This window comes from Chloroflexota bacterium (genome assembly GCA_020161265.1).
Classification (GTDB): Bacteria; Chloroflexota; Chloroflexia; order Chloroflexales; family Herpetosiphonaceae; genus Herpetosiphon.
Genome location: JAIUOC010000009.1, coordinates 231,437 through 253,202 on the forward strand (window position 1 = coordinate 231,437; position 21,766 = coordinate 253,202).

Genomic DNA, 21,766 nt, shown 5'->3' on the forward strand with positions numbered 1-21,766 from the left:
CATGGCACAACAATCATCAAGCCAGCCCGAGCGCAAGCCACGCAAAGCCTACGTCAAACCAACGATCGAAACGGTTGGCTTGCGGATCAAAGAAGATGTGTTGGCAGTTTGTCGCACGACCAGCAGTGCTACATCAGGCGCAAATTGTAAAATTACACCCTGTTTTACCTAGGCGTTATTTTCACCATGGTTATGCTTACAATTGGCGGTTGTCGGCTGGCACTTGATCTGCCAACTTGGCCAGCAATGGTCGATCAACAATTTCAAACGACCAACACAACCGCCGATCTGACGATTCTTAGCTGTGCTGCCGCTGACCGCTACCCGCTTGGTCAGCGGCTTTTTCAGGCCGATCAAGTTTGGGCGCTCTGGCAATCTGCGCATGTTCGCAGCATTGTTGGCCACCCACCAACCCATGCTGAGCCATTGTGGGTGCTGCAACAAACCGCCAGCGATACATGGTTATTAAGCCATGATCCCAGCATTAGTGCCGCCGAAGTGCTGTTCGATTACCCCGCTTTGCAGCTGATTTTGATCGAATGGCTCAGCACCAATCAAGGTGGCTTATTGCATGCTTGCGGCCTGATCGATGGTGAACAAGGCTTACTCTTAGTTGGTCCACCAGGTGTGGGCAAATCGACTTCAGCCCGCTTATGGCATAGCGCTGGAGCCTGCATTTTGAGCGACGATCGCGTGATTGTGCGCTGGCAAAATGGGCAGCTTTGGGCTTATGGCACACCTTGGTATAGCAGCGCTGGCTTGATCGCGGCCCAAGCTGCCCCAGTTCGGGCGATTTGCTACCTCAGCCACGGACAAACTAATCGAGCCACCAGTTTGAGTAGCGCTCAGGCCTTGCGCCATTGGTTGCCAGAACAATTTCTACCCTTGTGGAATCCGATCGCACTTGATCAGTCCTTGCAGGTTGCCGATTATGCTACTAGCAAGCTGGACCAATGGCACTTGGCGTTTGTGCCCGATTCTGAGGTAATTAGTTATGTGCGCCAACAGCTTGGCTGAACGAGTGCTAAGCGCCGCCGAGGCTTATGATTTGGCGCAGATCGTGGTGCAGGCTGGTGGGCAATTAGAACTTCAAGTTGCGGGCCGCAGCATGCATCCCATCTTACCCGACCAAACGTTAGTAACAATTGCAGGCTTGCCCAATCGTATCCCACTAGGCAGCGTGGTTTTGGCCAAAGTTGGTCAACGGGTGGTTATTCATCGCTTGCTTTGGCGTAAACAAGCACACTATTTGATTGCTGGCGATGCTTGCCCCTATTTCGATGGCTGGATCGAACGCTCGGCAATTGTGGCTCAAGCAGTAACCTGGCAGGCTGCCGAAAAATCATTGAGCATGAGTAATGGTTGGCGTTGGTATCAATGGAGTTTGGCGTGGTTGCGCCATGCACGGCGTTGGTTAATTCATCATTTGAGGTAAGTATGCTACAACGTTGGTTAATTGGTTGTTTGGTTGTGTCGCTGATGCTGATTCGGCAGCCCGTGGTTGCCCAAATTACCACGGCAACGCTTACGCTGCAACGCCACGACCAACAACTGTATATCAACGTGCAATTACCTAAACCAACCCTGCAAACCAATAGCATCAACATTGCAGGCTGGCAAAATGATGCCACGCCTGATCAGCCCGCCTTACCGCGATCAACCCACTGGTTAGTTGTGCCAGCAGGCTACCAACTCAGACTAAAATCGATTAATCCCCAACAGCTACAACGCTATCATCAACAACTAAGCCTCAATCCCAGCAGTGGTTGGCAGGTTGATCCACTCGCACCAAGCAAGGCCATAGCGCTAAGCGCACCCAGCGCAGCCGTCAAACAAGCTCAATATCCAACAACATGGGCCAGCCTTGGTCAGAGCGTCCAAGTGCGCGAGCAACAACTTGTGCCGCTAACGATTTTTGGGGCGCAATGGCAACCAAGCAAACAGCAAGTAGTTGTACCAAGCTCAATCGATATAGCTCTAGAATTCGTGGCAAGTGCCGAGCAACGCAGCTTGCGAGCTGATCCATTTTGGAATCAACTGCTGCGCCAACAAGTGCTCAATCCTAGCGATCTACAAAATCCAGCATTACGCCCAACCTTTACCACCACCACGCCAGTAACCAATGGGGTGCGAGTGAGTTTTGCCAACCCTGGTATCAGCGAAATTCGTTGGAGCGATTTGCAAGCGGCGGGCGTACCAAGCCAATGGCTCAATCAATCGGCCAATTTACAACTATGGCAAGGGCGTAATCAACTGCCACGGTTGCTGACTGCGACTGGCATGATTTTTTATCTACCGCCCTACAATCGCGATCAAAGCCACCAAGGCAGAGTGATTGTGCGCTGGAATGCGCAGCAACCAGGCAATGTATTAGTTAGCGAATCAGTCAATTCGGCCAACCCAAACCTGAGCTACTACAGCGAAACCTTGCGCTTGGAAGAGCAAAAACTCTATCTGAGCGCCTTTCCGGCCAGCGGCACAAATCGTTGGTGGTGGCAATATTGGTATAGCCCAGGCTCCGGCCAAAGCGCTCAGCCTTTACAGATTAATTGGAATTTGGATAATGCAGCTCGCTTCGATCAGCCAGCCCGTTTGCGGTTGCGCTTGCATGGCGGCAAACTTGGCAATCGGCATCAAGCCGAAATTCGCCTGAACAATCGTTTGCTCACAACAGTCACAATGACCGGCTTTCAACTGCTTGAGCCAACGATTAACCTGCCAAGTGGCTGGCTTAGCACAACCAACCAACTCACAATTACCCCAATGAGCACCGAGCGCGAAACCAGCTTTCTCGATTGGGTTGAGCTAGAGTATCAGCGTCAAGCGCAGGCAGTCGCGGGCCAATTGCAATGGTCAAGCAGCCAAGCCAACCAAAGCATTAGCAATATCACCAGCGAAAATCCGTTGCTATTTGATGTGCAAACGCCCTTGGCTCCGCGCCGCTTGATTGGCTGGAACTTGCAGCAAGGCCAATTAAGCTGGCAAACCAGTGGCAATCGCCGCTATCTTGTGCAAAGCCAACGCCAAACACCGTTGAGCAGCGTTTGGTTTAGCCAGCCCGATTTGAGCAGCAGCCAGCAAGCCGATTATTTGCTGATTAGCTATAACCCAGCCAACTCCACGAGTTGGAGTGATGCATTGCAACCATTAATTGCTCAACGCGCCAGCCAAGGCCTCAAGCCGTTATTAATTGATGTGCAGCAGATTTACGATCAATTTGGCGACGGGCGCGTTGATCAACAGGCGATCGCCGATTTTATCAAGTATGCCTATCGCAACTGGCAAGCACCAGCGCCTAGTTTTGTGGTGTTGGTTGGCGATGGCACGGCTGATCCGCACGATTATGCTGATATTATTGGCCGACCCGTGACCAATTTTATTCCGCCCTATTTGGCTGATGTTGACCCGTGGTTGCGCGAAACTGCTGCCGACAATCGCTATGTGACAGTTGCTGGCAACGATAATTTGCCCGATTTGTTTTTGGGGCGAATTCCAGCGCGTTCGCTGAGCGATGTTGAACATGTAGTTGCGAAAATATTAAGCTACGAAGCCACGCCCGACAACGCCGATTGGCTGGACAAGCTGTTGTTTATCGCCGATGATCCAGATGTATCGGGCGATTTTCCCTGGCTTTCAAACGAGGTGGTGGAAATTTTGCCGCCAACGGTTGACGATCAACAACTCTATTACACACCCAACACCAATCTGACGAATTTTCGGGCAGAAATCGTTAATCAGATCAACGCTGGCCAATTTTTGGTGAATTATGTTGGCCATGCGGGCATCGATGTCTGGGCTGATCCGACGATTTTCAATCAGCAATCGATAGCAAGTTTAAGCAATAGCGCCTTGCCGTTGATGCTCTCACTGAGTTGCTACGCTGGTCATTATCAACAAAACGACCTTGAATCGTTGGCCGAAATGCTGGTGTTGAAGCCTGAGCATGGAGCAGTTGGCATGTGGGCGGCCAGTGGTTTAGGCATCGCCCATGGTCATGATTATCTGAATCGTGGGTTTGTAAACTCCATAATCAACGATGGTTGGCGTTTGGTTGGCCCAGCAACAATTCAAGGCAAGCTTGATTTAGCAGCGGCTAATATCTCGCCCGATTTGCTCGACACCTTTACTTTTTTTGGTGATCCGGCGCTGCGTTTGCCCTTACCGACCAGCAATACTTGGCAACCACAGGCCGATTATTACGAAGTTTTGCAATATTCGCAGGCCAATCGGCTAACCCCATTAGCGAATGATCAAGCCAATTTTAGCCAAATTATCAGCCTTGAACAACCACAGCATGGCCAGGTTTGGCTCGATGCAGATCAACGCAGCGTTCGCTACACGCCTGATCCCGTTTATAATGGGCTTGATTCATTTCGCTATCAGGTGCGCAATTTAAGCTTGAATCAAACCCTAAGTGCAACAGTGACGATTAGCGTAACCGCGATTGCGCCGCAGCTCTACCTACCATTAGCCATCGCAGATTATTAAGAATTTGCTTTACAATCAGCGGGCAAAATAACGCTTTAATGCGATATGTAGCCTTTTAGTCCTATTGCGCAATTGTAAAGAGAGCTATATAATTTGCGCCATTCTAGGGATGATTGAAGCATATAGAGTACGAGTTTGTAGTGGTACAACCGCCAACCATCGATTCGACACACGACGATTTGGGCTTGCTTCAAGAATTGCTGGCAGCACCACCACCAGTGCGTTCGTCATTGCATCGGCCAGCCCAACTCCGTTCGCTCAAAGAAGAGCGGAAGACTGCACTTCAGGGTTATCGTTTCCGTGGGGTGCTTGACGCTATTTTAGTGCGCTCGGAACGTTTGTTGATTGTTGGGGTAATCATCTTTTTTGGTTATTGGGTGGTCAACATCTACGGACGAGATTGGTGGTATGCCCGTAACAATCCGGCGGCTCCAGCTGTGGCTTGGGAAGCACTCGCCCCGGGAGCTAGTGCCGCTGAACTTGATCGAGTACTAGGCCAACAATTACCAGTAATTGCTCCCGCCATCAGTGCGGCTGCACCCGATTATCTTGTGCCTGCTCAGGCGTTTATTTTGCCACCTGCATCGCCAACCCCAACGCCTGATCCCATGAGCTTTATTCCCAAACGGATGATCGTGCCAACAATGGAGCTTGATAGTCCGGTGCGTGAAGTATTTTTGCGCGATGGTATTTGGGAAGTTGCCGATTATGCTGTGGGTTATCATCATGGCACGGCCTTACCAGGCAAAGGGAATAGCGTTTTTGCTGGGCATGCAGGTATTCGTGGTAGTGTTTTCGCCCGCCTGAATGAACTTCAGATTGGTCAAGATATCTACGTCGAAACTGCCGATACCCGTTATCATTATCAAGTCCAAACAATTCAACAAGTTTGGCCAAACCAAGTCGAAGTTATGTATCCAACCGAGCAAGCAATTATCACGATGATCACATGTACTGCGTGGGACACCCAACGGTTGGTGGTCAAAGCTCGGCTGATTGATCAGGCAGCGCTCTCCTCTTAATTGCGGAGGCAATAGATCGAGGGGTTTCGCATGAAATCTTTTTTTCGTCGGCAACGCCCGACATCCCTCCGCGAACGAGGTAAAGGCAAAGTTCGCTGGACAATCTGGGAGTTAACAGCGCTGGTTGTTAGCATCATTATGATGGCAACCCCATTGTTAGCCGCGATTAGCAGTGCTATTTTTCCGTTTAATGCTCAGGCGCAAACCACGCCTCGGCCAACATCAATTCCTACGCCAATAACACCGCTGCCAGCAACTGCAACCCAGACCTATCCGGTGCCAACCGAAACACCGATTGCCACACCGTGTCCAACGTTCGCACCAACCGACACACCAACCGAGACTGCCACAACCTATCCAACACCAGGCACACCAGGCACACCAACCGATACACCAAGTGTGACGGATACTCCCAGTGTCACGGATACACCAACGACGATTATTACGTCTACCAATACACCAAGTGTGACTGACACTCCTAGCGCACCAACTGACACGCCCAGCGTGACTGATACACCAAGCGCTCCAACAGCAACCACGGTTGTGACACCAACAGTAACCAGTGTGGTAAGCCCAACCATACCACGCGGAGGCATGGGGAGTAGCACGCGTTTGCAACGACCTTTGGCTCAAACGCCAGATCCATGTGCAACTCCACCAACAATTGTGCTTCCGCCAACCGATACCATCCCGCCCGAGGAAACTCCAACCGGCACGATTACTGGCTCAATCACCCTGACTCCAGATACTCCAACGGTTGATCCATGTGTGATTGCAAGTTGTACGCCAGTTGCAACCATCCCAACCGATATTGCAACAGCGACCGAAACCACCTTGCCTGCCGATGAACCGATTGCAGTGGCGAAGAGTAGTTCTCGTTCGTTGCTTCAGCCTGGAGAGACATTTAGTTATATCATCACGGTGAGTTTCCAAGATAACGGTGATGGGCAAACGTCACGTTCAGTGACGATTAGCGACCCATTGCCAAGCCAAGTGACATTCATTGCGGTGCAACAGCTTGGCTCAGCTACCTGTGTTGGTGGCACAACTGTCAACTGTAATGGTACAGTTAGCGCTGGCAACCCAATCGTGGTTACCATTCAGGTTCAGGTTAATGCTAGCGTGGCCTTGGGCACAAATATCGTAAATACGGTCAGCGCCTCGGCTGCTAATCGCACGTTGCAAGCAAGCGATACCGTGATTGTGCCAGATACCTTGCCAACGATTACAATTGGCACGGCAGGCCCAAGCTTTACGCCAATTATTGTGACCAATACCCCTGGCGGCAATTCAACCGTAACTCCTGGGGGTGGTTCGACTGTTACGCCTGGCGGCAACTCAACCGTAACCCCAATCATCGTAACCAATACGCCAGGCGGTGGTTCAACCGTAACCCCAATTATTATCACTAACACACCTGGTGGCTCAACCAGCGTGCCTGTTACAACTGGCCCAAGCAACACGCCACGGCCAAATCAGCCGAGCAACACGCCACGGCCAAACCAGCCAACTAACACGCCACGGCCAAATCAGCCGAGCAACACGCCACAACCAAATCAGCCGAGCAATACGCCACGACCTGATATCACGTCAGTGCCTGCGACCAATGTGCCAGTTGCTACGGTTGTGCCACCAAGCAACCCAACTGCCACGCCACGCCCAGGCGCACCAGTGCCTTCAGCAACTCAACGCCCAGGCGGTGGTTCAAATCCAAGTGCTACGCCACGTCCAGGTGCACCAGTGCCTTCAGCCACCAATGCACCTGCTGGAAACCCACCAACCAATGCACCAGTTCCAGCGACGGCAACACCAACCAATCCAGCTGGCTTCGTCACCGATCCAATCGTGACTGGCTTGCAGTTCCAAAAGAAGAGCGATTGGGGCAGCCGCTTTGCAGGCGAAAGTTTGATTTACACAATCACGATCATCAGTCCAACCAATTCATTGAATGCTGGTACGATGCGTGATGTGGTGGTCGTTGATCAATTGCCAAGCAACTTGGAAACCAATGGCCCAATCAAGGTCAGCGACCAAAATGCACGGGTTGAACAACAAGGCAACCAAATTACCGTGCGGGTCGGGGTCTTGCCAGCAGGCCAAACCTTAACGATCATGATTCCAGTCAAGATCAAAGATGGAGTGGCTGCTCAAACCCGGATCGTCAACCAAGCACAGTTGAACTTCGCTGGCCTGGCCCAGCCAATCTACTCGAATATTTCGAGCGTGTTGGTGGTCGGCGAAGCCCCAGCAGTCAGTGCCACAGCAATTCCTAAGGGTAATGTTGGTGGCGGTGCTGCAACTGCCAATCCAGCCACCGTCACGCCAAATACTGGCATTGGCGGCGGCCAAGGTAGTGGTGACGGTACTGGAGCAACCGATGTTGGAACGATCAACCCAGCTACTAACATGGGTATTCCAGCAACAGGCTTGGTACTCTTTGCCCTAACCATGGCAGTCCACGTTGTGCGGGTTCGCCGCGAAATGACGCGGATCTAAACGACAATTTCAAGCAAACAAAAAACCCCGCTCGTTTGAGCGGGGTTTTGGTTTTAGCTTATTTAATCAATACTTGGCGATCATGTTCAAATTGCCAATCGCTGAGCGCTTCTAGCTCCACTTCTAAGCGCGGATGCAACGGGTCAATTCGTTTGACCAGATGAATATCGACAACCCGATTATCGTTGATCCCAAGGCTAGTACAGATACTATCTTGAGTAATTTTCAGACCGCCATCAAGATCACGGCGTAATGGCGTTTCAAAATAAAAATCGAGGAACATTGCCAAATAGCCTTGGTGGGCGAGGGCCAGAAATTGCTCGGAGATGGTGTCGCGTTGTTGTAAGAGCGCTAGTTGGCGTTTAACTTGGCGTTTGAAAACTTGGGCTTCGCGACTCAGCACACGGCGATTGCCAACCGTCACATATTGGCTGTTGATTGATGGTGGTAATGGCAAACTAAATTGAACAACCACATGCCCCTCCAAACAACATCAAGCGCAAACACAAGCTTAGTATAGCACATGCTTGCCAAACATTTGTGTTATTCGATTAAAAATTTGATCAAATAGCCTAAAAAGCTTTGACTTATCGCCTAGAATATGCTATAGTTGGCGGGCCAACACCCTAACGCTGATGAGGTCGCGTTTAGGGCTTTGTTGTGTTTTGATGTCCTTTTTTGGAAGGAGCCTCCTATCAGAGACAAGCTACGAATCAATAATCGGATTCGCGTGCGTGAAGTGCGTCTGATCGACGAAAACGGGACCCAAGTTGGGATCATCACCACCCGTGATGCGCTCGACATGGCACATGACCGCGATCTCGACTTAGTTGAGGTTGCCCCGAATGCTAGCCCGCCGGTTTGCCGCCTTATGGATTACGGCAAATACCGCTACGAGCAAACCAAGAAAGAACGCGAAGCCCGCAAGAATCAAAAACAGGTCGAACTGAAAGAGATTCGCATGCAGCCGCGCACCGACACCCATGACTTGCAGGTTAAGGTGAACAATGCTCGCCGTTTCCTCGAAGAAGGGCACAAAGTGAAGTTCTCGGTACGTTTCCGTGGGCGCGAAATCACTCACCCTGAAATTGGCCGCGAAATGCTCGAGCAAATTGCCGAGGATTTACGCGATCATGGGGTGCTTGAGCAAAAACCTACGCTCGAAGGTCGGGCCTATTCGTTGATCATGGCCCCATCACCAAGCAAAACGCAGCCCGCGAAACGTAGCGATAAACCGGCTCCACCATTATCATCATTAGGAGATATTGATTTCGATGCCGAAGATGAAGACCAACAAGCAGGCTAAACGCCGCTTTAAAATCACTGGCACCGGTAAGATTATGCGCACCAAGGGTGGCAAAAGCCACTTCCGCCGCCGCAAATCAACCCGCGTCAAGCAGGCTCTCGATAAGATGTTCCCAGTGAGTGCATCAGACGTGAAGCGTCTGCAACGCTCATTGCCTTACGGCCTGAAGTAGTTCGCCCGTCGGAAAATTGGTGCTGGTTGGTAGCGGGATCAGGGTTATAAGCTTTGCAATGCTCCTGTACCGTCTCGCCAGCATTTTGTAGCTACTCTTTCTGGAGGTATCTCGATGGCACGTATCAAACGTGGCATTATGACGCACAAGCGTCACAAGAAGCTTTTGAAGCAAGCCAAGGGTTTCCGTGGCAGTCGTTCTCACAACTATAAGACCGCTCACGAAGCAGTGATGAAGGCGCTCTCATACGCCTTCCGCGACCGCCGCAACCGCAAACGCGATTTCCGCCGCTTGTGGATCGTGCGGATCAACGCTGCCGCTCGCTTGAACGGCGTAAGCTATAGCAATTTGATCAATGGCTTGAACAAGGCTGGGATCGTGATCGATCGCCGCCAATTGGCCGACTTGGCTGTCCGCGATGCTGCCGCTTTCACGGCAATTGTCGCTCAAGCTAAGCAAGCATTGGCCTAGTTCAAGGCACGGTGCTGTGTGATTGACCTCATTACCAGCACTGCTAATCATCACGTTAAATACCTGCGTTCGTTGTTGCGCTCCCGCAAGGATCGCCATAATGAACGCAGGTTTGTTGTTGAAGGGGTACGCTTGGTTGGTGAAGCGCTCAATTTTGCTACACCAAGTTTGCTGCTCTATGTGACTGAGCAGTTGGCTAGCACCGAACGCGGCCAGCACTTGCTCGATCAAATTCCTCAATTGCCCAATGCTTTCGCCACAACCCCAGCAATTTTGGCTGGCCTCAGCGATGTTGAGACCCCCCAAGGCATCATCGCGGTTGTACCAATGCCGCAATTCACCCGCCAATCAGCCTCATTAATCTTGATGCTCGATGGCGTGCAAGATCCTGGCAATGTTGGCACGTTATTGCGTTCAGCCGAAGCCGCTGGCGTTGGCCAAGTGTTGTGTTTGCAGGGCACTGCCGATGTGTGGAGTCCTAAAGTTGTGCGTTCGGGCATGGGCGTGCATTTTCGGCTGCCAATCGTCGATGGCTTAAATTGGGAAACAGCCTTGCCGCTGATTGAGCATTGCCAACAACGCTTCGCGGCGGTGCAGGATTCAGCATTGGCCTACGATCAAGCTGATTTGACCCAACCAACGCTGTTGATTATCGGCAACGAGGCTAATGGCGTTTCAGCCACCACCCTCAGCTATGCCAGCACGATCACCATCCCCATGCTTGGCTCGCTCGAATCGTTGAATGCCGCCGTTGCTGGCAGCGTGCTATTATTCGAGGCCGCCCGCCAACGCCGACTAAAGTAAAAAGTCAGAAATCAAAAGGCAAAATAATAAACATGCAATAGAAGGCTTTAACACAACGAACCATGATTCGTGTAATTCGTGCAATTCGTGGCTAAAAATAGCTCCGTGCTCTTCATGGTTAAATGTCACTCCTCATGCAAACTGCTGCTCAATTAATGCCCACAACTCGGCCACATGCCCAAGCATACCGTGATCCCAACGGGGCGTATGCAAGCGCACATACTCACGCGACTGAGCAAACCGCTGGCTTTGGGTGTGGCTCACGCTCGCATCTTCAGTGCCATGCACAATCAAAATCGGCATGCTACGCGAAAACGTATCGCTATTATAGCTTTCAGCATCTTCAATTAAGCCATAATGCACTCTTCGCATAGCCTGATTGTGATAGTTATAAAATTCCAGCCAGCCCGCGGTTTGCCATTGGTTGATAGTTGTCGCACCCATCATTAACCGCCGATTTTGGGCAAAATAGAGCGCCGGAGCCAATAAAATCAAGCGTTCGATTTGCGGAATAGTTGCGGCGGCATGCAATGCCACCAAGCCGCCCAAACTCGAACCAAGCACACACCAAGGCTCATCTGAAATACCAATTAATTGTTGCAAATAGGCAATTTGAGCACTGATGGTTAAGTATTCAAACGATGGCCGATTCAAATCGGGGATGATTAATTCGTGGCCCAAGGCCGCAAATTGCTGGGCAAACCAGCTGGCCTTTTGCGAGTTTGGCCCCGAAGCAAAACCATGGCAATAGAGATAGCGCATACTCCATCCTCAGAATTTCAAGCAGCAGGCCAATTGTAAACGATGCGGGGAATACTACCGAACAGTTGTATAATGATTACACGATCCGTCGCACGACGCGGCGACAACCGTAGCTTGGAATCAAGGAAGGGCTAACCATGTTCAGTGATTCGCCCCACGAGGAATGCGGCGTTTTTGGGATTTACGCTCCCAGCGAAGATGTAGCACGCATCACATTTTTCAGTTTATACGCTTTGCAGCACCGTGGTCAGGAAAGCGCAGGGATTGCGGTTTCCGATGGCAAGACCATCAATACTCACAAAGAAATGGGCTTGGTATCGCAGATTTTCGATGAGCGTTCGCTGCGCCATCTCAAAGGTCATATTGCGATTGGCCATACCCGCTATTCAACTACTGGTTCATCACAAGTAATCAATGCCCAACCATTTACAATGCACACGTTGCTTGGCCCACTGGCAGTTGGCCACAACGGCAACCTGACCAATGCTGCCTCGCTGCGCCGTCAATTGATGGAACGTGGTGTCGGGTTAATGACATCTTCTGATAGTGAAGTGGCAACGATGCTGCTTGCTGGCCTTGAAGGCAATACCTGGTCGCAACGCATCGATGCCTTTACCAATTGTGTCGAAGGTGCTTATTGTCTGACAGTCTTGACCCGCGATGCGCTTTATGCAGTACGCGACCCGTGGGGCTTGCGGCCATTATGCCTTGGGCGTTTTGGCGATGCCGGCTGGGTCGTGGCCTCGGAATCATGCGCCTTCGATACAATTGGCGCTGAATTTATCCGCGAGATCGATCCTGGCGAAGTTTTGCAGATTGATCGTGATGGCCCACGCACGATTGCCAAACATCCTGCTCAGCAGCAAGCCTTTTGTTTATTTGAATATATTTATTTCTCGCGTCCCGATAGCTATCTGCAAGGCCAATTAATCCATGAAGTGCGCATGCGCTTAGGCCATGAATTGGCGCGGGAAGCCCCAGCTGATGCCGATTTAGTAATTGGCGTGCCCGATTCGGCCTTGCCAGCAGCGCTAGGTTTTTCGCAGGCCAGCGGCATTCCCTATGGCGACGGCTTGATCAAAAATCGCTATATTGGCCGCACGTTTATTCAGCCCGATCAACGTTTGCGCCAGCAAGGCGTTGCGCTCAAGCTCAATCCATTGCCAAATGTACTCAATGGCAAGCGGGTAATTTTAATCGATGATACGATTGTACGCGGCACAACCAGCGGGCCAATTATCAAGCTTTTGCGCAAAGCTGGGGCTACCGAAGTGCATATGCGGGTGTCTGCGCCGCCAATTCGCCACCCATGTTTTATGGGCGTAGATATGGCGACTCAGCCCGAACTGATTGCCTTCAACAAAACTGAGGCCGAAATTTGCGAGACGATCGGGGCTGATTCGTTGGCGTATCTTTCGATGGAAGGGCTGCTGCGAGCTACCCGCCGCGATCCCAATGGCTTCTGTGGGGCATGTTTCAGTGGCAAGTATCCTTTCCCAATCCACGAAGCTGGCAAGGAAATTTTCGAACTGACCAGCGTCTAAGCAAAATCCTTTGAATCAAGCAATGGCCCATGGCACACACGTTGCACCATGGGCCATTGGAATTTTAGATTTCGAGTTTGGCGCGGGCAGTACCACCGCGACCGCCTTGGATGGTCAATTCAATCACCCCAGGATTGGGCACATGCACCACCCATTCGACTTTGCTACGATCAGTGGTTGAGCCATTGCTAAAGCCAAAGAACGAAACCCGTCCAGAGCGACCTTCCAAATCGCCAATCGTTGTTTTGGCTTGGCCTAGTTTGAGGCTTGCTCCTTCAGGCAAGTTCAGCAAGGCTTCGAGTGGCAAGGTGGCTTTACGTTCGCGGCCTTTTTGCGAACCATAACTTGGCAAATAACCCTCATTTTGCACCACTGCTTGCAGCCGATAGACATTATCGCCCAAGGCCTCAAGCTCAAAGCTGCTAATCGTGGTGAATGGAGCAATCGCGGCATGAGCTAAGGCAAATTGGGTTACAGGCGCAATCGTTTCAAGCAATTTGGCTGGTGGTGGATTACGGAAGGCATACATCGGATGCCAGCCGCCGATTTCAACTGGGCCAAGTTGAGGATGCTCGAAAGCTGTCCAATTGTAGAAGCACAAGCCCTCGCCATGCTGATCAACCCATTGCATAATTTTAAGATCATCTTCTTCAGGGTGCTCTTTGAACCACTCGATAAATTTGCGATCTTTGATCCCTGCCGAACCAACTAAATCCCAAAATTCGACTGTCCAGGCAAACATACCCAAGTGATCGTAGACCCAATCATCAAACACCCCGGTAATCACATCTTTGGGGTGGTAACGAAAATCGTGGTAGACCGAAACGCTAGGCCAGCCAGTTAACTCGGTTCCATGCTTGCCCAACGCCTTAAACACATCAAGATCGTGCAAATTCATCTGATCATCAGCGCGGTCGCCATACGGTCGTAGTAGCACGCCCGAATAGGTGTGGTAGGTCAAGCCACTATGAATTTCGGGGTGATCGACGATAAATTGCACCACAGCACGGATTTCTGGCTCAGAGGTTGGGTAGGGGCCAGCGCCATATTGCTCAGCTTCAGGCCGCCAATCAACTGGAAAGTTACGGTTGATATCCAAGCCTTCGACTGCACGACTCAGTTTGATATTGACCCCATCGTAATTTTGAATCAAGCCTTCGGGCAGAATTCGATAGTAGGTGCCGCCAATTTCATGGGGCTTGCGTTTGACCATCACCCGTGGATCATGCTCGGAAACCCGCCAATCGCCGTTGGGATCAACCAAGCGCATCTGCAAAATAATCCCATCGCCGTTGATGTCTTCTTGATACAAGCCATCGATGCGTTCAGCATAGGGATAAGGCCGCACGCTCGAACGCACCACATAGGGCGTGGTTAAGGCGCGTTCAGCTCCATCAGGATTGAAGCGTGGCAAAATGTAAAAGGTCGTGCGATCAAGCAACCGCGTACATTCGGCATCGTTGCCATAACCTTTGAGCAGCGTATCGATCAAATGCAAGCCAGCCATTGCGCCAGTTACTTCGCTGGCATGAATATTGGCATCAACCCAAAAGGCTGGCTTTTCGCGTGGCCCGCCAGTTGCAGCATTAGTAATGGTCGCTAACCACAAATCACGGCCTTCATAACTTTTACCAATCGATTGCAAACTAATCAAATCGGGATATTCGGCGGCAAAGCCTTCTAGCGCTTCCACCAACTCAGCAAACCGATAATAGCGTGTGTAATCAATCTCTGGCATAGCCACTCCATTGCTAACTCTATGCATGATATTGCATATTATGCATTATAGTACCAAGCTGATGCAAGCCCTAATTAAACCAAAAAACCCTTGGACGAGTAATTCATCCAAGGGTTTTACGGGAAATTTCAGCAATTTAGACAGTTGCCGGAGTTTCGCTTCGCTTACGCAAATTCGAACCAAGCCCACCACCGAGGAACAAGCCCCAGAGCAAGCCCAAGCTCATGGCATGGACAAACACAACCCCACGTACTTCGTCGTCCCAGCGTGGCAAGAACACAATCACGAAGAATTGGACAACCGGAATAACCATTAAGGCTACGCCCAAGCGCACAAAGCCTTGAGCTACTGGTTGACCGCGTAAATGATTGCTAAATCCGGTCACAATCCAAGCGATAAAGAAGAAGATTGTAGCAGTCACGATTGGCAACAGCACCAAAATATCGCCGATCGCAATACTGACTACTTTGGTTGAGGCCGGAATCGTATCGGCAAGTGCTTGGGTGCCAAAGGTCAAGCCAAAGAACACTGCAACCATGACACCGAGCGTAATCACAAAGGCAATCAAACCACCGCGAGCAGCTTTGCCCCACAAAACCGCAGTATTGGCCAATACGGCATAGCCGATTGAACAAGCCCACAGCAAGTAGTACATAATATCTTTTTTAATTTGCAAGCCGGTGGCGAGATCGCCAGCCATATACGGGCCACTGCTGGTCGTCCAGATTGCCCCAAAGATCGTATAGATCAAGGCAAATGGCACAAAAATGACCAGATCAAGCATGCTCACGCCTATGTTATTCAACCATTTTTTCACTGAATGGCCTCCTTAGAAGGCTTTTAGGCTGGCGACAGCATGCCATCGCCAGCTCATGCTTTAACGAGTCAATGTCTTCAAGTAGGCGATAACTTCGAGAATCTTATCTTCGCTGAGGATCTGGCCTTGAGCAGGCATGACCCCATACGAAGCGCCATCTTGAGGATCTGGGCCAACGCCTGGGCCACCACCACCATTCTTGATCCAATCTAGGACGTTTGCTTCATCAACTGGATTGCCGTTGGGTAGGGTTGTACCAAAGGCTTTAGTGCCACTTTCGCCGAACAAGCCAGCTAAGCCAGGGCCAGCACCGCTTGCATCGGTTTTGCTGTGGCAGCTAATACAATAGGTATTAAAGGTTTGCTTGCCAGCTTCTGCCAATGGATCATCCAACGGTGGTTCATTGGGAGTAGCGGTTGGTGGCAAACCAGCTTCAGTTGTGGCAGACCATGATTTGGCTGAGTCAAGCGCGGATGGAGCGACTGCACCACCTTGCATTGACATCACATATGAGGCAATTGCCTTGATTTGGTCATCGCGCATGCCTTGCAATTTCCAAGCAGGCATAGCCGTGCCAGTTTTGCCATAGGCAATAATGGCTTCAACATAGTTGCGCAACGAGCCATATTTTTTCTGAATACCGTTTTCGCGGGTGAAGGCTTCGGTGCCTGGGCCTAAGCGCCCTTGCAAATCCGAAAGCTTTGGCGCGGCCTTATTGCCTGGGCCTTGGCCTTCGCCAGCCAAGCCGTGGCAGGTGGCACAATATTGTTCGTAGTTGCGCTGCCCGAACTCCAATTGCAAAGCGTCTTGGCGTAAATTGGTAGCATCCAAACGAGCATTGGTTTGGCCAAACCAGATAAAGCCAAGCAAGGCAACTGTTGCGAGGGTAAACAGCAGCGAAACTGCAATGTTTTTCGTCATAGGACGTGTTTCCTTATTCGACACGGCCCAAGCAGCAACCTTAGGCCGTGGATAAAAAACTTAGTTTCTTGGTTTCGTATCGCCAACGTGAACAATTCCATTGCGATTCAGGAATTTATATTGGGTATAGCGGCTCTTTTCGGGAGTTTCAACCAAATTACCTTCGGCATCATAACCCGCCGTTGTCCATTCCATATCCAAGGTCACACGTTTTTGCAGAAGCCCATCGACTGCTGTTGAGAATCCGGCAGCATCAGTTTTTTGTTGATAGAGCCATGGCTCAATCGTCAAAGTTACCGTTGGGCGAACAAACAACACGTCATATTCAGCCCATTTTTGCACATCGTGCTTGAGTTCGAGCAACATTTCTTTGAAGACGGGCGATAGTGCTTCTGGCAACGGACCTTCGGCTACGCCAAACTCACCATCAACAAACGCATCTTTGGTTGCATCGTAATAGACTTTATAGACAAATTTTTCTTGCGGCACTTGGTCGAATGGCACTTCCATGACCCGACCTTCGCCTTCAACCGGTACATACGACACGGCCAATTCGTTCGAACCGACTTTTTGAATCCCGAAGGCGGGCAAGCCACCATACGAAACTACAATAAAGACGATCAACGAAACGATCCCGCCAGCAACCGCAAATTTGCGATCTTTGAAGCGGCGTGAAGGGTTGCGGTCGATGTACGGCAAGAGGAACAGTGCGCCGAAGATGATCCCAGCGATGCCCAAGCCCCAAACGATCTTATCACCAAGTTTCAACATCCCTTGCAACCAGAAGAAATACCATGGTGCTTGGGTGTGTTGCGGGGTTTCCAAAGCGTTGGCGTGATTTTCCAGCTTGGCATCCCAGAAGAAGTTGTTGATAAAGATAAAGGCAAAGGTCAAAACCACAATCACTGCCAATTCAAAGAACACTTGATCTGGCAAGAAAGGAATTTTGCGCTTGGTTGGTTTTTTGTTTTCAAACAATTCGTGAATTGGCGAGATTTCTTGCTTGCGCACTGCATAGTAGTGAATACTGATGAAAATAATCGTCAGCATTGGCAACATAAAGATGTGCAGCAAGTAGAAGCGCAAGAGTGCGCCCGCGCCAATTTCAGCGCCACCACGGAGCAAGCGGCCAATTGCCGGCCCAACCCCAGGTGCAGCATCGGCCATCGACGAACCAATCGTCACCGCCCAAAACGCCAATTGGTCCCATGGCAAGAGATAGCCAGAGAACGACAACAATAGCGTCATAAAGAGCAGGATCATCCCCGTAAACCAGATAAACTGGCGCGGAGCTTTATACGAGGCCGTAAAGTAGGTTCGCAGCATGTGAAGAATCACCACTGCAACCATAAAGTGCGCCCCTAAGCGGTGAACATTCCGCATCAGGCCGCCCAACGGCACATCGTTCATAATCTGGGTCATGGTGGCGTAGGCTTCGTTGGGCGATGGCGAATAATAGATCATCAAAACGAGACCAGTAATCGCCTCAAGCACAAAGAAGAAAAACGACATCCAGCCAAGCCCCATGGTGTAGTACCATGCGGTGGCTTCTTCAGATAACGAACGTGGGCGAATGTGATACCAAAAACTATTTGAGTGCACCCGCATCCGTGGGTTTGGGCGTGGTGCTGGCTCACCACGGAGCGTTTCACGCCACTCCCGTGCCCCCATCGAAGGGAAGAATGAGCGGCCAACCTCGGTTAGCCAGCCACCGAAGCCCTTGCGCTTGCTTTCAGGCGATACAGCCATACGGAAACTCCTTCGTGACTGGGTAAACTAGCCGTGAGTTAGACCCGTCTTCTTTTTCCCAGTGTCTACAACCAATGCGCCATTTTCTAATGTAACCGGAAACTGATCAAGGTTTCGGGGCGCAGGACCAAGCACATAATGGCTGTTACGTTCAAACGTCGAGCCATGACATGGGCAGATAAAGCGATTTTGTGAAGCTTGGAAGGGAATCAAACAGCCTAAGTGGGTACATACTTGATAGATCGCAATCAAATAGGCACCATCGCCGGTTTCGACCCCAACATTATTATCGTTGGTTGGGACGATCCCATTTTCGGCTTCACTTTTGGTCTTATCCACCTTAACAATGAAAAATTTACCAGTAGAGTTTAATTCTGGGGCTTCTTCGACTGAGTAGCTTTCGCCGCTACGAGCCAGGGTAAATTTGCCGCCAAACTGGCCTGCTTTAATCCGTGGGTAGGCAAACCCACCAGGAATCCACTCGCCACCGCCGGTCAATTCTCTGACTAAATCGTCATCTTTGTTGGGCGAAACCATTGTGCCCAGCCCAAGCGCAGTTAACACTGCCAATGAGCCAGCCGTCGCATAAGCCATAAATTCGCGCCGATTGAGCCCTAGCCGCTCGCCAACCGGCTTGCCAACTTTGGTACGGGTCACAGAGCTAACGCCTGCTTTAGCAGTCACTGCCTCTGCTTCGGCCTGCGAGACGATCCGCCGCCCTCCAGATTGTTTCGGGTTTTCAGCCATTATTAGGTTCTCCTAGCCGCCTTGGTTGTCGTTTGGATATCGTGGCAATGTCAAAAAAATACCGCGCACAGACGCTGAGGCGGGGTCACTCGGTATTGTAACACATTGCACAAAGGAGCGTCAAACGCCTAGCACAGCGATTTTTTGCCTTTATAAAGGGCTATTTCGCAATTAGACCATGCCAGTTTTTAGCTAATTTGGCAGTTTTTTCAGCTATGCACGTGGCTCGCTTTGCTCAAGTTCTGGGTCTAAATGCCACAATGAAAAGAATTCTTTGTCTTGATCGGCACGATGCACATAGACTTCCCCCAAATAGGAAATTGCATTTGGCCGTTGGCAATCTAAACAACGATAAATATCATACTTGAAACGTGTGCTGACTGGATTCGAAACAGTCGCATTCACTTCATAGGCATCGGTGTTATGGCTGCCACACCAAGCACATTCGACTGGATAAACTACCACCCACAGCGAGCGCCGAAACCGACGCGGCGATTCACGCACTTTGCGCCGCACAATCCGGTCGGGCCAGCGAATATCCACCATCGCCTCACGGCAGGTCGGGCAACGCCGTAGCTCATGTTGCAAGGTTACTTGCGGATTGACCACCGTAATAATGTCGCCAGCCAAGACTGGCCCACGATACTCACACCACAAACAGCCTTCAGGTTTTTCATGCATATATGCCTCATCATTTGATCAATCAGTTTGATAATGGGTAATTATACCTACGATAGGCCGAGCGACTAGTTTTTAGACATCAGACGATAGCGCAGAGAATATATGATATGGCTCAAGGCTGAAGGCTCTGGGCTATCGGAACGTTTTGTAGAATTGCAATCATTCCAAAAGCCAAAAGTCTATCGCCTATAGCCACACCTTTGTTCCCTTCGTGGTTACAAAACGAATTTCGTTTAAACAAAAAATGCCCCTGCCCTGAAATCAATCATGGGCAGGGGTGCAATAACTCAATTAATTAATCGTGGAGTGTGGTCATATGGTGATCGACTAAGCGAGCCAATTCGCCAACGGTTTCGCGATCGAAAGCAAATTTTGCCCCAGCCGCTGCAAATAATTGACTCAAGGGTTTGGTATTGCCCAAGGCCAAAGCTGAACGATATTGCGCCACCGCCTGCGCTTGATCAGCTAAAGCATTGCGCCAAACTTGTTGGGCACCCAATTGGGCCAAGCCATATTCAACATAATAGAGCGGTGCTTCAAAAATGTGCTGCTTGCGATGCCAACCGGTCATATGCACATCCTCGAAGCCATCCCAATTGATTCCGCTCATAAAGCGCTGATAGAGGTCTTTCCACACAGCATCAAGCTGCTCCGCTGTTACAGCTTCGGGCGCTTCAATATAAACCCAATGTTGGAAGGCATCGACTGTTGCCATGTAGGGCAAAAATTTGAGCATGCTCCAAAGATGTTCGGAGCGAGCACGGCGAGCATCAGTTTCGCTGTAGAAGCCGCCTTGATCCTTGGCCAAATACGGAGCTGCCAACAATTCCATCGCCATCGAAGCTACTTCACAAAACTCAGTTGGCCCATCGTAATTCCAAATCAGGCCATTGGTTGCTGATGATTCCATAAAGTGGAAGGCATGGCCACCTTCGTGCAACATCGTTTGGACATCATCATGGGTGCCAACCGCATTCATGAAAATATAGGGCACTTTGGAAACAAACATCCCACCGCAATAACCACCAGGTGCTTTGCCTGGGCGTGAATCCAAATCCAGCCAGCCATCACGCATGCGCGTGTATTGCGCTCCCAGTTCAGGATCAACGCGATCGAAGATTGTTTGACAGACGCTTTCCAGTTCATCGGCGCTTTGGAAGGGAGTTAAGCCTGGCCGCGATTGCGGATCAACCGCGATATCCCATGGACGTAGGCTATCAACACCTAATTCACGCTGGCGCACTGCCGACCATTTTTCTACCAACGGCACAACTTCATGTTCAATTGCATCGTGGAAGGTACGGCAATCGGCAGGCGTATAATCGAAGCGACCATAGAGATCCCAGACATAATCTAAATAACTGGCTTTGCCAGCATTCGTGGCAATCTGACGACGCAGCTTGAGTTGCTTGAGATAAATTTCGTTGAAAGCTGCTCGGTCTTGCAAGAAGCGGCTGTGATAAGCTCGCCATGCAGCTTCGCGTACACTGCGATCAGGCTCGTTTAACAGCTTAAACACTGCTTGCATGGTCAAGGTTTCGCCTTGCCATTCAACGCTCATTGCGCCCATCAATTTGCTAAATTCGGCACTCAGGCGCTCAACTTCGGTCAATAGTGGCACATTTTCTTCGCGGAACAAATTGGCTTCAGCATGAAACCGCCGCAGCATTTCTTGCATTTCGGCTGGCAACAGCGTTGGATCAAGCGCCAAGATTTTTTCTTTCAAGGTTTGGGCGGCAACCTTGGATTTAGGGGTTAATTCCTCAATTGTGTAGAGGTACAATTCTTCGGCGGCCTGATCTTGGGTATTTTCGGTCATCGCCCGATAGGCCTTAAAGCCAAACTCTTGCAAATGGGCTTCCAACTCACTCCAACGGCCTAACCAAGCAGTTGCATTGGCAGCCGTAAGCTCCTCGGCTGCAAGTGAATCGTAGTAGGGCTGAACTGTGGCCCAATCGCGTGGGTCAATCTTCAAACTCATGCCAGAACTCCTTGCTAGATTGTTGCTACTCTCAAAGGGCTAAACCACCGCAAAAACCTACACAAAT

At 50.5% G+C, this 21,766-nt stretch carries 20 protein-coding genes; 11 read left to right on the plus strand and 9 right to left on the minus strand.

Annotated elements, in window-relative coordinates; genetic code table 11:
* The first annotated feature begins 1 nt into the window (after position 1).
* The 6 genes from LCH85_20450 to LCH85_20475 all read left to right on the plus strand — a co-directional run bounded on the left by LCH85_20450 (position 2) and on the right by LCH85_20475 (position 8,006).
* Positions 2–172 (plus strand): hypothetical protein, encoded by a 171-nt coding sequence (locus LCH85_20450; GenBank protein ID MCA0354370.1) that lies wholly within the window; start codon positions 2–4, stop codon positions 170–172.
* A gap of 14 nt (positions 173–186) precedes the next feature.
* On the plus strand, positions 187–1,017 hold the full coding sequence (locus tag LCH85_20455; GenBank protein ID MCA0354371.1) for a hypothetical protein: 831 nt from the start codon (positions 187–189) through the stop codon (positions 1,015–1,017).
* On the plus strand, positions 995–1,435 hold the full coding sequence (locus LCH85_20460) for a hypothetical protein (protein MCA0354372.1): 441 nt from the start codon (positions 995–997) through the stop codon (positions 1,433–1,435). Before LCH85_20455 ends, LCH85_20460 begins: the two co-directional genes overlap by 23 nt.
* Positions 1,436–1,437: 2 nt before the next feature.
* Complete coding sequence (locus LCH85_20465; protein MCA0354373.1) at positions 1,438–4,488, plus strand: C25 family cysteine peptidase; 3,051 nt, start codon at positions 1,438–1,440, stop codon at positions 4,486–4,488.
* Between the two features lie 140 nt (positions 4,489–4,628).
* Entirely contained in the window at positions 4,629–5,510 is an 882-nt protein-coding gene (locus tag LCH85_20470) for a sortase (protein MCA0354374.1), read from the plus strand.
* 30 nt (positions 5,511–5,540) lie between these two features.
* A complete protein-coding gene (locus tag LCH85_20475; GenBank protein MCA0354375.1) occupies positions 5,541–8,006 on the plus strand; it encodes a hypothetical protein in 2,466 nt (821 codons plus the stop codon).
* A gap of 58 nt (positions 8,007–8,064) precedes the next feature.
* Here LCH85_20475 and LCH85_20480 read toward each other — a convergent pair whose 3' ends face one another.
* Positions 8,065–8,481 carry a RusA family crossover junction endodeoxyribonuclease gene (locus LCH85_20480; protein ID MCA0354376.1) on the minus strand — a complete coding sequence of 139 codons (417 nt, stop codon included), beginning with the start codon at positions 8,479–8,481 and terminating at the stop codon, positions 8,065–8,067.
* A 183-nt stretch (positions 8,482–8,664) separates the two neighbouring features.
* On the opposite strand from LCH85_20480, the gene infC reads away from it, so the two are divergent.
* From infC to LCH85_20500, 4 genes are all read left to right on the plus strand, one after another.
* Entirely contained in the window at positions 8,665–9,312 is a 648-nt protein-coding gene (infC, locus tag LCH85_20485) for a translation initiation factor IF-3 (GenBank protein MCA0354377.1), read from the plus strand.
* Positions 9,281–9,484: a 50S ribosomal protein L35 gene (gene rpmI, locus LCH85_20490; GenBank protein MCA0354378.1), complete on the plus strand. Its 204-nt coding sequence runs from the start codon at positions 9,281–9,283 to the stop codon at positions 9,482–9,484. Before infC ends, rpmI begins: the two co-directional genes overlap by 32 nt.
* A 114-nt stretch (positions 9,485–9,598) precedes the next feature.
* The gene (gene rplT / locus LCH85_20495) at positions 9,599–9,955 is read left to right on the plus strand and encodes a 50S ribosomal protein L20 (protein MCA0354379.1); all 357 of its coding nucleotides are present in this window, start codon (positions 9,599–9,601) and stop codon (positions 9,953–9,955) included.
* Between the two features lie 18 nt (positions 9,956–9,973).
* Positions 9,974–10,759, plus strand: a complete 786-nt coding sequence (locus LCH85_20500; GenBank protein ID MCA0354380.1) for an RNA methyltransferase — start codon at positions 9,974–9,976, stop codon at positions 10,757–10,759.
* A gap of 132 nt (positions 10,760–10,891) precedes the next feature.
* On the opposite strand, the gene LCH85_20505 is transcribed toward LCH85_20500, so the two are convergent.
* Positions 10,892–11,521: an alpha/beta fold hydrolase gene (locus tag LCH85_20505; GenBank protein MCA0354381.1), complete on the minus strand. Its 630-nt coding sequence runs from the start codon at positions 11,519–11,521 to the stop codon at positions 10,892–10,894.
* Between the two features lie 137 nt (positions 11,522–11,658).
* Here LCH85_20505 and purF point away from each other — a divergent pair, with 137 nt between their 5' ends.
* Positions 11,659–13,065 carry an amidophosphoribosyltransferase gene (gene purF, locus LCH85_20510; protein MCA0354382.1) on the plus strand — a complete coding sequence of 469 codons (1,407 nt, stop codon included), beginning with the start codon at positions 11,659–11,661 and terminating at the stop codon, positions 13,063–13,065.
* Positions 13,066–13,129: 64 nt separating this feature from the next.
* Here the strand turns inward: purF and LCH85_20515 are convergent, their stop codons facing one another.
* The 7 genes from LCH85_20515 to LCH85_20545 all read right to left on the minus strand — a co-directional run bounded on the left by LCH85_20515 (position 13,130) and on the right by LCH85_20545 (position 21,699).
* Positions 13,130–14,803, minus strand: coding sequence for a M14 family metallopeptidase (locus LCH85_20515; protein MCA0354383.1), 1,674 nt, complete (start codon positions 14,801–14,803; stop codon positions 13,130–13,132).
* A gap of 136 nt (positions 14,804–14,939) precedes the next feature.
* Entirely contained in the window at positions 14,940–15,620 is a 681-nt protein-coding gene (locus LCH85_20520) for a hypothetical protein (GenBank protein ID MCA0354384.1), read from the minus strand.
* Between the two features lie 60 nt (positions 15,621–15,680).
* A complete protein-coding gene (locus LCH85_20525; protein MCA0354385.1) occupies positions 15,681–16,541 on the minus strand; it encodes a c-type cytochrome in 861 nt (286 codons plus the stop codon).
* Positions 16,542–16,601: 60 nt separating this feature from the next.
* Complete coding sequence (locus LCH85_20530) at positions 16,602–18,290, minus strand: cytochrome bc complex cytochrome b subunit (protein ID MCA0354386.1); 1,689 nt, start codon at positions 18,288–18,290, stop codon at positions 16,602–16,604.
* Between the two features lie 27 nt (positions 18,291–18,317).
* A complete protein-coding gene (locus LCH85_20535; protein ID MCA0354387.1) occupies positions 18,318–19,037 on the minus strand; it encodes a Rieske 2Fe-2S domain-containing protein in 720 nt (239 codons plus the stop codon).
* 213 nt (positions 19,038–19,250) lie between these two features.
* Positions 19,251–19,718 (minus strand): hypothetical protein, encoded by a 468-nt coding sequence (locus tag LCH85_20540; protein MCA0354388.1) that lies wholly within the window; start codon positions 19,716–19,718, stop codon positions 19,251–19,253.
* A gap of 295 nt (positions 19,719–20,013) precedes the next feature.
* Positions 20,014–21,699 (minus strand): M3 family oligoendopeptidase, encoded by a 1,686-nt coding sequence (locus LCH85_20545; protein MCA0354389.1) that lies wholly within the window; start codon positions 21,697–21,699, stop codon positions 20,014–20,016.
* Between the last annotated feature and the right edge of the window lie 67 nt (positions 21,700–21,766).

Excerpts from the sequence above, each read along its gene's own strand:
- purF (MCA0354382.1), top strand. The coding sequence starts at position 11,659 with ATGTTCAGTGATTCGCCCCACGAGGAATGCGGCGTTTTTGGGATTTAC.
- LCH85_20455 (MCA0354371.1), top strand. The coding sequence starts at position 187 with ATGGTTATGCTTACAATTGGCGGTTGTCGGCTGGCACTTGATCTGCCA.
- LCH85_20475 (MCA0354375.1), top strand. The coding sequence starts at position 5,541 with ATGAAATCTTTTTTTCGTCGGCAACGCCCGACATCCCTCCGCGAACGA.
- LCH85_20525 (MCA0354385.1), bottom strand. The coding sequence starts at position 16,541 with ATGACGAAAAACATTGCAGTTTCGCTGCTGTTTACCCTCGCAACAGTT.
- rpmI (MCA0354378.1), top strand. The coding sequence starts at position 9,281 with ATGCCGAAGATGAAGACCAACAAGCAGGCTAAACGCCGCTTTAAAATC.
- rplT (MCA0354379.1), top strand. The coding sequence starts at position 9,599 with ATGGCACGTATCAAACGTGGCATTATGACGCACAAGCGTCACAAGAAG.
- LCH85_20465 (MCA0354373.1), top strand. The coding sequence starts at position 1,438 with ATGCTACAACGTTGGTTAATTGGTTGTTTGGTTGTGTCGCTGATGCTG.
- LCH85_20505 (MCA0354381.1), bottom strand. The coding sequence starts at position 11,521 with ATGCGCTATCTCTATTGCCATGGTTTTGCTTCGGGGCCAAACTCGCAA.
- LCH85_20460 (MCA0354372.1), top strand. The coding sequence starts at position 995 with ATGTGCGCCAACAGCTTGGCTGAACGAGTGCTAAGCGCCGCCGAGGCT.
- LCH85_20535 (MCA0354387.1), bottom strand. The coding sequence starts at position 19,037 with ATGGCTGAAAACCCGAAACAATCTGGAGGGCGGCGGATCGTCTCGCAG.
- LCH85_20450 (MCA0354370.1), top strand. The coding sequence starts at position 2 with ATGGCACAACAATCATCAAGCCAGCCCGAGCGCAAGCCACGCAAAGCC.
- LCH85_20545 (MCA0354389.1), bottom strand. The coding sequence starts at position 21,699 with ATGAGTTTGAAGATTGACCCACGCGATTGGGCCACAGTTCAGCCCTAC.
- LCH85_20515 (MCA0354383.1), bottom strand. The coding sequence starts at position 14,803 with ATGCCAGAGATTGATTACACACGCTATTATCGGTTTGCTGAGTTGGTG.
- LCH85_20530 (MCA0354386.1), bottom strand. The coding sequence starts at position 18,290 with ATGGCTGTATCGCCTGAAAGCAAGCGCAAGGGCTTCGGTGGCTGGCTA.
- LCH85_20540 (MCA0354388.1), bottom strand. The coding sequence starts at position 19,718 with ATGCATGAAAAACCTGAAGGCTGTTTGTGGTGTGAGTATCGTGGGCCA.